The sequence below is a fragment of the Myxococcus llanfairpwllgwyngyllgogerychwyrndrobwllllantysiliogogogochensis genome, from assembly GCF_006636215.1.
Lineage (GTDB): Bacteria > Myxococcota > Myxococcia > Myxococcales > Myxococcaceae > Myxococcus > Myxococcus llanfairpwllgwyngyllgogerychwyrndrobwllllantysiliogogogochensis.
The window spans coordinates 1-11,589 of the sequence record NZ_VIFM01000331.1; the positions used below are offsets into that span (position 1 = coordinate 1).

An 11,589-nucleotide genomic window follows, 5' to 3' on the forward strand; every position below is an offset into this window, starting at 1 on the left:
GGTGGTGTTCGGGGAGACGGTGTTCGCGGGGGAGGAGCGCGTGGTGGTGGTGGACCGCACCGCGCCGCGAGTGGTGTCGCGGGCCCCGGAACCGGGGGCGCAGGATGTGTGGGTCAAGAGCCCCATCCAGGCCGTGTTCTCCGAGCCGGTGAATGCGAGCACCGTGACGAGCGCCTCCGTGCGACTCACCGTGGGCGGGGTGGAGGTGGCCCGGACGGTGTCACTGTCGGGGGATGGGAAGACGATGACGGTGGTGCCGGGAGCCGGGTATGCGCCATCGCATCCGGTTCAGTTGATCCTCACCGAGCAACTCGTGGACCTCGCGGGGAACAGCCTGAACATCGAGTCGCGCGGCTGGGACTGGACCATCCCCTTCTGGATTCCTTGGGGCACTGGGGATGGGGCCCTCCTGAGTGCGCGTGACAGTGACATCAAGAGCCATGCCTTCGACGCAGCCGGCAACCTGGTGGCCACATGGAGTCTGTATGCCAGCAACCTGCATTGGCTCTACGTCAAGCGCTACGAAAGCGGCGAGTGGAAGACTTACGGCCAAAACCACATCGCCTTCTCAAACCAAGGGAGCCTCCATGACAACTCGCTCATCCTGGACTCCGCTGGCAACCCCATCGTCGCCTGGACCCAACCTGGCAGCTCAGGCTCCTCGACAGTGCAGGTGAAGAGGTGGACTGGAACCCAATGGGAGTCGCTCGGGGAGCATGTCGAAGTCGATGCTTCGATGCCACAGAAGGCCCATCCTCATCTCGAGTGGGCCCCCTCCGGCCAACCCGCCATTGCCTGGAGCGAATCGGAGTTCACTGTGGCAAACACTGTTTGTGCTGCGGAGTGGGCCACAAACAACTGGAGTCCTCTTGGAAACTGCTTCAACGCGCGGGACACATCGAACTACGTCACGAACCCGGTCTTGAAATACACGCGCAGCAAGGTCCCCACCATCGCGTGGGTGGCCACCGGCGCAACTGAGAACACCATCCACGTCAGCCAGTTCCTCAACAATACCTGGACGGTCCTCGACGCCGAGGACCACAACATTCAAGTCCAGGAGCCATATGTATCCCTGGCATTTGGTCCCACGGACCAACCCATCCTCACATGGCTCGCTGGCACCGGTAGTGGGAACGACTGCGTCGCCACTAAAAATTGGTTTGATTCGTACTGGGCCTTGCTGGGGACACCCCAGCTTCCAACCGCAGGAACCCTCACGACAATGGGGCCCGCGCTTGAAACGGATTCTACCGGCACCCCATTCGTCGCGTGGACAAGTCTCGTCACCCTCACGCCTACGGACAGTCGCTTGCGAACCAGCCGCTGGACGGGGCTGAGTTGGGAGTCGCTCGACGACGCCTCGTTCACTGTCGAAGGCCGGGTACTCACCAACCAGCACACGCTTCAACGAACGAGCACTGGAGAAATGGTGCTGTCCTGGCGACACCTCATCCTCTCCGAAGATCGAATGAGGGTACGCCGGCTCAATCGCTAGCGTTCAAACAGCTCCTCTCCCCTCACGGAACCACTTCGATGACAGATTTCCGAATCGTTTTTCTTCTCCTCGCGACCCTTCCGGCGCTCGGACTCGCGGCTCCTCGCCGTCTGGTCGTCGCGAGTGGAGATTGCAAGGACGCGGAGCTGGGCAGCCAGGCCAACGCGTTTCTCAATGCCCTCGTCTCCAGCCCGGAGCAGGATGTCCTGAGCGCGTCCGGTTTCAGCGAGCGGCTCTTTCCGCAACCCACCAAGAGCTACGAAGACCTCCAGCGGCAGCTCGACTCCGCTCAGGACCACTTCTACGAGAGCCGGAACGGCAAGGCCGCCGTGGCCATCGACGAAGCCCTCCAGCAAATCAACCGCCTGCCCGTAGGCGATGCACGCTGGAAGCTCTATGTGAATGCCCAGCTCCTGCACGGCCTGAACTATCGGGCTATGGGCAAACAAAAGGAGAGCGACACCGCGTTCCGAAGCGTGTTGCGACTCCAGCCCACCTACGAGCTCGACCCGGATTACTTCGCGCCCTCGGTGCGCCAGGGGTTCGACAAGCTGCGACGGGAGTTGAACCTCGCCCGAAAGGTGAAGCTCTCGGTGAAATCCACGTTGCCGACCTCTGACGTGTACCTCGACGGCCTCAAGATGGGGCAGACGCCCCTGACGCTCGACGTGCTGGCGGGCACCTACGACCTCAACCTGGTGAAGGGCGAGGCCATCAGCTTCCCTCGACAGATTCAGGCCCAAGGCGCCGACACGCCCCTGCTCGTCGACCTCGCATATGAGGGCTCCGTCTCCGCCACCCCGTTCCCCTGCCTCGCCGCTCCTGAGGGAAGCGACGAGCGGATCCTCAGTCACGCCATCCGGCTTGGCGGCACGCTCGGTGTCGAGGAGGTCATCGTCGTGCGTCTGGAGCGCCCCAGCAGCGGCCCCAAGTGGTTCGCCGCCACCGTGCTCAATGTCGAGGGCGGCCAGAAGCTCCGTGAAGGCGGCTTCAAGACGCAGGGCCTGGATGCCCCGGCGGAAGCACTCTCCGCGCTGGTGGACTTCGTGACCACGGGTCGGTCTCCCTCCAACCTCGTGGTGATGAACGCCAATGGGCGTGCTCCCTGGGAGCAGGCCGTGACCTCGGACAAGTCTGGCGCCCCGCATGGAGGTATGGACATCAGCGCTCCGGACCTCCTCTCGGACGGCATCGCGGATTCCGCGGACCGACCCACACCGGCACTGCGTGTGGCGTCCTATGTCCTGCTCGGCACCGGCATGGCTGCCCTGGGAGGGGCGGGCGTGGTGCGGTTCCTGGCGCAGAAGAACGTGGATGACCTGGAGAAGCGGCTCGAGAACGGCCGAATCCTCTCCACGGACCGGGAGGCGCTGAGACTCCGGAACTCGCTGGTCCAGAAGAGCAACGTCCTCACCGGACTGCTCGCCGGAGGAGGTGCAGCGGTCGCTGCTGGGGCCGTGCTCTTCCTCCTGTCGCCCTCGCCCCAAGCACCGCCGCCTGTCTCAGTGGGCGTCGCCACGAATGGCGAGGAGGTCTCGGCCAGCCTCTCCGGCACCTTCTGACGTCCACGCCTCCCAGGGAATCGCTCGCCATCCGCGCCGACACCCTCGCCGCCGCATAGAGTGCCGCGCATGACGCGTGCCCTTCTTGCCCTGCTCCTGGCCACGAGCGCTTCCGCCGCGGCCCCTCGCACCCTTAGGGTGGACTACTTCCACACCGGCAATGCCACCGAGGAACGCTTCAGCCTCGACAAGGTGGTCCTCGAGCCGCTGCCCTGGCCGGGCCATGCGGCACGCGCGGTCGATGACACCAACCTCGGCAAGTACCTCTTCGAGGTGAGGGACCGGGACACGAACCAGGTCCTCTTCTCCCGGGGGTTCGCTTCCATCTACGGAGAGTGGGAGCTCACCACCGAGGCGAAGAGCCAGCACCGCACCTTCCACGAGTCGCTTCGCTTCCCCACGCCGGAGCGCCCCGTCCAGGTGCTCCTCAAGAAGCGGGACGCACAGAACGCCTTCCGCGAGGTGTGGTCGCTCATCGTGGACCCGAAGGACATGTTCGTGGACCCGTCCTCACCGCCCGCTCCGGGCCCGCTGCTGAAACTGCTGGAGAACGGGCCGCCGGAGCAGAAGGTGGACCTGCTCATCCTGGGCGACGGCTACACCGAAGCGGAGCGCGCCAGGTTCGAGAAGGACGCCCGGCGCATGGTGGACATCCTCTTCACCTTCTCGCCCTTCAAGGAGCGCAAGGCAGACTTCAACGTCTGGGGCCTGATGCCGGCCGCCGTGCAGTCCGGAATCTCCCGGCCGTCCACCGGCGTCCACCGGCGCTCACCCGTGGGCACCACCTATGACGCCTTCGGCAGCGAGCGCTACATCCTGACCTTCGACAACAAGGCCTTCCGCGAGCTGTCTGCCTTCGCGCCCTACGAGTTCGTCGAAATCCTGTCCAACGGAAACACCTACGGAGGCGGCGGCATCCTCGGCCTCTACGGCACCGTGGCGGCCGACAGCCTGTGGGCGCCCTACGTCTTCGTCCACGAGTTCGGCCATCACTTCGCGGGCCTCGCCGACGAGTACTACACCTCCGAGTCCGTCTACGTGCCCAGCGCCGACCGACTGGAGCCGTGGGAGAAGAACGTCACCGCGCTCAAGGACCCGGAGCAGCTCAAATGGAAACACCTGGTGACGCCCGGCACGCCCCTGCCCACACCCTGGAGCAAGGAGGCCTACGAGACGCACTCCAATGACGTGCAGAAGCGCCGCCGCCAGGTCCGGGCCCAGCGCAAGCCGGAGTCGGAGATGGACTCACTGTTCGTGGCGCAGCGTGACTGGGAGGAGAAGTTCCTTTCCTCACAGAAGTACTCGAACAAGGTGGGCGCCTTCGAAGGGGCCAACTACGAGGCCCGGGGGTATTACAGACCCCAGCTCGACTGTGTGATGTTCACCCGGGACCGGGTGCCCTTCTGCGCGGTGTGTCAGAGCGCGATTTCACAGGTCATCGACTTGTACGCGGGTCCCCGACCTCCAGCCTCCCGCAAGACACCCTGATAACCAGTCATTTCGAGGGATTCCTGCGTGACATGGCGGTGTCACGGGGGCCCCGCAATGGACCCTCTCCAGGTTCAGGTGTAAGGGGGGCGAGTTACTACCTGCATCCCTGGAGGGGACCGCATGCAGAAGCGAAATTGGCTTGCAGCGCTCATGACCGCCGTGCTCGTCACGATGGGCACGGGCTGTGGAGATGAGTGCGTCGACCAGTTCGACTGTCGCGCCGATAATGGCCAGCCAGATCCGGGCAAGGAGTGGACCTGTAACGATGGGACCTGTGATCAGGTCGCCATCAACGTACCGACGCCGGACTCGGGTACGCCGGATTCGGGGACGCCGGACTCGGGCACTCCCGACTCGGGGACTCCGGACGCGGGCGTGACCTGCAACCCGGGCTGCGGCTCGGGCGAGCTGTGTGACATCAGCTCCGGCACGGGCGTGTGCAAGATTTGCCGCGACTCCGCCACGGGCACGGGCACGGATGAAGGCTGCTCCGCCGCCGCTCCTGTCTGCGACATCACCGGCACAGGCGGCAAGGGCGTATGCACCGCGTGCCGCGACACGGCCACGGGCAACGGCCAGGACCTGGGCTGTGCCGCTGAAGTGCCGGTCTGCGACACCACCGCCAACAACGGCGTGGGCGTCTGCAAGGCGTGCACGGACTCCGCCACGGGCAATAGCCAGGACCTGGGCTGCTCGGCCACGGCCCCCATCTGCGACACGGCCGCCAACAGTGGCGCGGGCGCGTGCAAGGTCTGCTTCGACTCGCAGACGAGCCCCGACCAGGGCTGCTCTTCGCCCACCAACATCTGCGACACGGCGGCCAACAACGGCGCCGGCGAGTGCAAGGTCTGCAACGCCACTGAGGGTTGCCAGGGTGAGCAGACGTGCAACGCCACGGGCTCCGCCTGCGAGGGCTGCGCGGACAACGCGTCGTGCGCTCCGGAGACCCCGGTGTGCCGCACGGACACCACGCCGACGACGTGCGTCGAGTGCTCCCCGGGCAACACCGCCCACTGCGATGCGACCAAGCCGGCCTGCAACGCCAACTTCCTGTGTGGCTGCACGGAAAATACCGACTGCGCCGCGGTGCCGGACAGCGCGCGTGACTTCTGCGACCCCACGGGCAACAACAACCGTGGTCAGTGCGAGGTCTGCGTCACCGACACCCAGTGCGCGGGTCTGGATCCGCTGAAGCCGGTCTGCAACAACCGCACGGAGTGCGTGCAGTGCCTGACGAACGCGAGCTGCACGGCGGGCCAGGTCTGCAACACGACCAGCCACGCTTGCGAGACGGCCCCTGGCCCCACTGCGGCTGAGACCAGCGCGCAGATCGCCGCCTTCCTCGCCGCCGAGGCTGGCTCCCCCAACCTGCCCGTCAATGGAGCCTACGTCACGTTCCTCAAGCCCGCCGTGCCGGGCCAGGACAACGAGACCGAGCCTGTCGGCTTCTTCCTCCAGGCGGAGGCCAACGGCCCCGCGATGTTCGTCTCCGACCCCGCCGTCGTGAACCAGGTGGCCGTGGGAGACCGGATCAGCCTGACCGTCGCCACGAAGCGGCTCGCGAACCAGCAGGACCTGGCCAGCACCGTCGCGGAGTTCACGCGGCTCAGCCAGGGTCACTCGGTGCGCTCGCTTGCCGTGGACCGCTCCGGCGCGAACGACCTCGTTACCGCACTGGACGGCTACGAGTATCAGCTCATCACGCTCTCCGGTACCCTGGGCGCTGTGGGCGGCGCGGGGGCGGGCTTCACGGGCTTCCCCATCACGACGACCGGGATGTCCACCACCAACACGATTCGCCTGCGCATGCCCACGGCCCTGCCCCAGGCGCTCGAAGCCGCCCCGGGCTGCCAGTTCACCCTCGTGGGTCCCATGTGGCGGTTCGGCACCACCCCGCAGCCGTCGGCCTTCTCGGCTTCGGACATCACGCTCGACTGCCCCGCGCCCAAGCTGGTCACGGCGACCAGCCTGTCCGCCACTCAGGTCCGGCTCACGTTCGACCGTAAGATTGCTGAGGCTTCGGCGCAGGCCTCGGACTTCACCATCGAAAACCTGACCGTCTCGGGCGTCGCGGTCGACGGAACGCTGGTGACCCTCACCACGAGCGAGCAGACCGCGGGCACGGCCTATACGGCCACCGTCTCCGGCGAGGTCACCGACCTGAGCGGCAAGCCGGTCGCCAGCGCGAACAACAGCGCGAACTTCACCGGCTTCACGCCTCCGCCCGAGGGCGCTTCGCTCGTCATCAACGAGGTGGACTACGACAACCCCGGCACCGACACTGCGGAGTTCGTCGAAATCTACAACCGAGGCAACGCGGCCGCAGACTTGAGCGACCTCCGCCTCGTCCTTGTCAACGGTGAATCAACCGCCACGCCGCGGCGCGAATATAGCCTCTTCGACCTGAGCAACGTGACCGATGCGGCTGGCACCTCGGTGACGTCGCTGCCTGCGGGTGGATACCTGGTCGCCGCACCCGCGCCGTTCTTCACGAACAACCCGCTGCCCGGCGTTCTTCGTCTGGTCATCGCCACGCCGCCGCCGGCCAACGCGAACGAGAACATCATCCAGAATGGCACTGGTGACGGCATTGGCCTCGTCAAGTTCTCCACGGGAACGATGGTCGACACCATCTTCTACGAGACGCCTGCCCCGATCCCCCCGGCTCCCCCAGTTCTCCATAACCCTGTGTTCAACATCCTGACCGGCGCGGGTGACCTGGCCCTCAGCTTCGTCGAGGGTACGCGGACCCTCGCCTCGGACTCGGGCTCGACGGCGGGCTCGCTCCAGCGCGTTCCCAACGGCGGCGACACCAACGACAACAACGCCGACTTCGTGTTCCTGCCCAGCTCTCCGGGCGCGCCGACGCCGTAATCGGCTGACACGGGGCTGAGCCCCCAAGCTCATCCTTCCTGGCCGCGGTCCCTTCGGGGGCCGCGGCCTTTTTCTTGGCCGAATCACCCGACACGCCATTGAGCTGCTGTCACCACCACGGACTACAGTGCCCGCTCTCACCTGGGGCCACTGCCCCTGCTGGTTCGGAGTCTCCATGCGGTTCCAACGTGCACTGACGTTGCTGCTCGCCCTCAGCCTGTCCGCATGCCCCGGCTCCAAGCCCTCCACGCCCCTGCTCCCTGAACGGGACGCCGGTCCGAATCCCACCGACGGCGGCCACACCTCGCTCACCGTCGAGACCACCTCCCTCTCCGACGCCTATCTCGGTGACGCGTACTCCGCGCCCCTCGCGGTCTCTGGTGGCTCGCCTCCCTATGCCTGGAGCCTCTCCAGCGGAGACCTTCCCTCGGGAATGCGGCTCGGCGCTCAGGGACTCCTCTCCGGCAGCCCCATCGCCTCCGGCTCCTTCACCTTCACCGTTCACGTCCAGGACGCTTCCGGCGCCGCGTCCTCCCAGCAACTCACCCTCTCCGTTCTCGCGCCGCCCACCTTCTCCACCGCGTCCCTCTCGCTCGGTATCGTCGGCCTCCCCTACTCCGCCGCCCTCTCGGCCTCCGGTGGACTCGCCCCGCTGAGCCTCCACGTCACCTCCGGTGCCCTGCCCCCCGGCCTCCAACTGGAAGCCTTCTCCCTCGCCGGCACCCCCACCACCTCGGGCTCCTTCTCCTTCACCCTCGAGGCCCGTGACGCCAATGGCCACACCGCTTCCGCGGACTTCCAGCTCACCGTCCGCGACGGACTCACCATCACCTCCACCACCCTCCCGGATGCCTATACGGACAGCGCCTATGGCCAGGCCCCCTCCGTCCTCGGCGGGAAGGCGCCCTACGCGTGGACCCTCGTCAGCGGCGCCCTGCCTCCCGGACTCGCGCTGCTCGGCTCCGGAATCCTCAATGGCACTCCCTCCGCCGCCGGCACCTCCACGTTCAGCCTCCGCGTCACCGACGCCAACGGCGCCACCGATACGCGGGAGCTCTCCCTCGCGACCTACCTGCCCCCTTTGCTCGCCGCCGTGGCCCCGCAGAGCGTCTACGTCCAGGACAACGTCGCTCGCGCCCTCCAGGCCTCGCAGGGCAAGGCCCCCTTCGTCTTCTCCACTCCGGGCCCCCTTCCCACCGGACTCTCACTCGCTCCCGAGGGACTCCTCCACGGACAGCCCACCCAGGGCGGCGCCTTCACCTTCGACGTCATCGCTCGTGACGCCAATGGCCGCACCGCCACTCGCTCCGTCGCCTTCACCGTCCTCGCCCTTCCCACCATCACCACCCAGGCCCTCCCCGATGCGACGCTGAGCACCGCCTACCAGCACGCGCTCACCGCCACCGGTGGCCGAGGCACCCTCACCTGGACGCTCGTCTCCGGCACGCTGCCTCCTGGCCTCTCGCTCTCGCCCCAGGGCACGCTCAGCGGCACACCCTCCTCCGCCGGCACCGCGTCCTTCACCGTCCGCGTCTCCGACGAGAACGGTCGCACGGCCCCTCGGACCCTGGCGCTCGTCGTCTACGCCCCCCCCACCATCACCACGAGCGCGCTCCCCGAGGCCGACACTGGCGCGCCCTACTCCGCCACCATGGCCGTCTCCGGTGGCAAGGCCCCCTTCTCCTGGAGCGTCGTCTCAGGCTCGCTCCCCACCGGCCTGTCCCTCTCCAGTTCCGGCACCATCAGCGGAACCACCACCTCCAGCACCCGCACCTTCACCGTCCGCGTCTCCGATGCCCAAGGCCGCTTCGCCGAGCGCAGCGTGTCTCTCTCCGTCTACGTGCCCCCCACCGTGACGACGGACACCCTGCCCCAGGCCGTCTCGGGCCAGCCCTACTCCACCACCCTTACGGCGAGCGATGGGCGCGCACCCCTGACCTGGGGCCACGTGGGCGCGCTGCCCACCGGCCTGACCCTCTCCGCGAGCGGCCTCATCTCCGGCACTCCCACCGTCCAGGGCATCACGTCTTTCAGCGCCTCCGTGCAGGACGCCAAGGGCTCCTCCGCCTCGCGCGCGCTGTCACTCACCGTCAGCGGCTCGGGACAGCCTTTCATTGTGGGCCACTGGAACATCGAGTGGTTCGGCGCGGAGACCCAGGGCCCGCCCAACTCCACGTCACCCGGGGGGAATCTCGATGACCTGCAGCTCGCTCACGCGCGAGACATCCTCGCGGACACGGGCGCCAACGTGTGGGGCCTGGTCGAGATCGTGGACAACGCGGACTTCGACGTCCTCAAGGCGCAGCTCCCCCAATACGACGGCTTCCTCGCCAACGACTCGACCTACGTCCCCAACACCAGCTTCTGGTACTCGGCCGGAGAGCAGAAGCCCGGCATCCTCTACGACAGCAGCCTCGTCTTCCAGAGCGCGGAGCTCATCCTCACCGAGAACTCCAATGTCTTCGGAGGTCGCCCTCCCCTGCGCGTCAACTTCACCACCTTCATCAACGGCGCTTCGGCCCCCCTCATCGTCATCGTCATGCACATGAAGGCCTTCGCCGACGTGGAGTCTCATGGGCGAAGACAGGAGGCCAGCATCGCGCTGAAGGCTTATCTCGACGGGATGCCTACCGCGCGCGTGATTGTCATTGGCGACTGGAATGACGATGTCGACCGCTCCATCACGTACAGCGGAGGCGTGTATCTGAACACGCCCTTCGAGAACTTCATCTCCAACCCCACCCACTACACCTTCATCACCCGGGCCCTGTCGGAGCGCGCCGAGCGCACCACCACCGAATACCCCGACACCATCGACCACACGCTCGTCAGCGACGAGGTCGCCGCCGTCTACGTCCCCGACTCCGTCCGCGTCGTTCGCCCCGACTCGTGGATTCCCAACTACAACAACATCGTCAGCGACCATTACCCCGTCGTCAGCCACTATGCCTTCGGCGGAGGAGGCGGCGTCCCCGACGGTGGGACGAGCACACCTCCCGCGATGCTCATCAACGAGGTGCTCGCCAACGAACCCTCGGTCCCGAGTGGCGACGGCGGCACCGTGCCCGACAGTCAGTACGAGTTCGTCGAGGTCATCAACACCGGCGGCTCCACCGCGGACCTGTCTGGCTGGTCTCTGTCGGATGCCAACGTGGTCCGGCACACCTTCGCCACGGGGACACTCGTCCCGCCGGGAAAGGCGTATGTCGTCTTCGGCGGCCCCAACGGCTTCCCACCTGGCACGCCTGACACCGTGCACGCCTCCACCGGGCAGCTGGGCCTCAACAACGGCGGCGACACCGTGACCCTGCGAAACCTCCAGAACACCGCGGTGGATGTGATGACCTATACGAGCACCGTGGACAACGTGTCGCTCAATCGCTCACCCGACGCGTTCCCTGGCGGCACCGACTTCGTCCTCCACACCACGCTCAATCCCAGCCTTGGCTCGTCACCGGGCCGTCGCGCGAACGGCAACGCGTTCTGACGCAAGGCCCCGTTGTCAGCGGACGGCACGTTCGACCTACCGACGACTCGGCGTGAGCACCCGCGCCGCTTCGCCGCGGGATGAGCCGGGCGCTGTCCGCTCACTGACGGCGGCGCGGCCTCGTCCGCGCTCACGCATGCACACGCAGGAGCTGTCCTCGTGATGCGGCTGCTCACGGACGCGACGAGGCCTTGTCGCGCTCGCGCGCCCGGAGCTCACGCTCCGTCGGGATGAGCGGCTCCTGGGCAATCACCACCTCGACATCTCGCGCCACCCAGCCGCCGGGGCCGTCGTCGTACGTCACCTCGACGGAGTCCCCCTCGCGCATCGAGGCCAGACCCACCGGCTTCCCGTTCAACCGCAGCAGCGTGTCCGACGTCACCTCGACATCCCGCTCCTGTCCGCCCGAATCGCGGATGAGCAACTCGTTGTCCCCCACCCACTCCACGCGCCCCGACACACTCCCCGTGGGCGCGGGTCGCCCCGAGCCACCCTGTCCCGTGCGGCCCTGAGCATCCAGACCTTTCAAGGCCTCGGGGTCTGGCGCGCGCTCACGCGAGGCGACCAGGTCTCGAAACAGGGCCGAGCGCACCTCCCGGTCGTCCGCCGAGGGAGTGCGCGTCGACACCTTGTCCTCTTGCCGCTCGCAGCCACCGCCCCCCAGCACGCCCCCCACG

At 67.0% G+C, this 11,589-nt stretch carries 6 protein-coding genes; 5 read left to right on the top strand and 1 reads right to left on the bottom strand.

From position 1 onward, the window contains the following. Window positions 1-40 precede the first annotated feature (40 nt). The 5 genes from FJV41_RS43885 (at window position 41) to FJV41_RS43905 (ending at window position 10,912) form a co-directional block, all read left to right on the top strand. Window positions 41-1,498 carry an Ig-like domain-containing domain gene (locus FJV41_RS43885; protein WP_181791353.1) on the top strand — a complete coding sequence of 486 codons (1,458 nt, stop codon included), beginning with the start codon at window positions 41-43 and terminating at the stop codon, window positions 1,496-1,498. Between the two features lie 38 nt (window positions 1,499-1,536). Beyond that, a complete protein-coding gene (locus FJV41_RS43890) occupies window positions 1,537-3,060 on the top strand; it encodes a PEGA domain-containing protein (protein ID WP_141648604.1) in 1,524 nt (507 codons plus the stop codon). A 69-nt stretch (window positions 3,061-3,129) separates the two neighbouring features. Beyond that, window positions 3,130-4,548 (top strand): IgA Peptidase M64, encoded by a 1,419-nt coding sequence (locus FJV41_RS43895; RefSeq protein WP_141648605.1) that lies wholly within the window; start codon window positions 3,130-3,132, stop codon window positions 4,546-4,548. Window positions 4,549-4,671: 123 nt separating this feature from the next. Next, window positions 4,672-7,425 (top strand): lamin tail domain-containing protein, encoded by a 2,754-nt coding sequence (locus FJV41_RS43900; RefSeq protein ID WP_141648606.1) that lies wholly within the window; start codon window positions 4,672-4,674, stop codon window positions 7,423-7,425. 175 nt (window positions 7,426-7,600) lie between these two features. Then, window positions 7,601-10,912, top strand: coding sequence for a putative Ig domain-containing protein (locus tag FJV41_RS43905; protein WP_141648607.1), 3,312 nt, complete (start codon window positions 7,601-7,603; stop codon window positions 10,910-10,912). Window positions 10,913-11,084: 172 nt separating this feature from the next. On the opposite strand, the gene FJV41_RS43910 is transcribed toward FJV41_RS43905, so the two are convergent. Then, window positions 11,085-11,589, bottom strand: a 505-nt coding sequence (locus FJV41_RS43910; RefSeq protein ID WP_141648608.1) for a hypothetical protein, incomplete at its 5' end; no start/stop codon positions are given.

Excerpts from the sequence above, each read along its gene's own strand:
- FJV41_RS43890 (WP_141648604.1), top strand. The coding sequence starts at position 1,537 with ATGACAGATTTCCGAATCGTTTTTCTTCTCCTCGCGACCCTTCCGGCG.
- FJV41_RS43895 (WP_141648605.1), top strand. The coding sequence starts at position 3,130 with ATGACGCGTGCCCTTCTTGCCCTGCTCCTGGCCACGAGCGCTTCCGCC.
- FJV41_RS43900 (WP_141648606.1), top strand. The coding sequence starts at position 4,672 with ATGCAGAAGCGAAATTGGCTTGCAGCGCTCATGACCGCCGTGCTCGTC.
- FJV41_RS43905 (WP_141648607.1), top strand. The coding sequence starts at position 7,601 with ATGCGGTTCCAACGTGCACTGACGTTGCTGCTCGCCCTCAGCCTGTCC.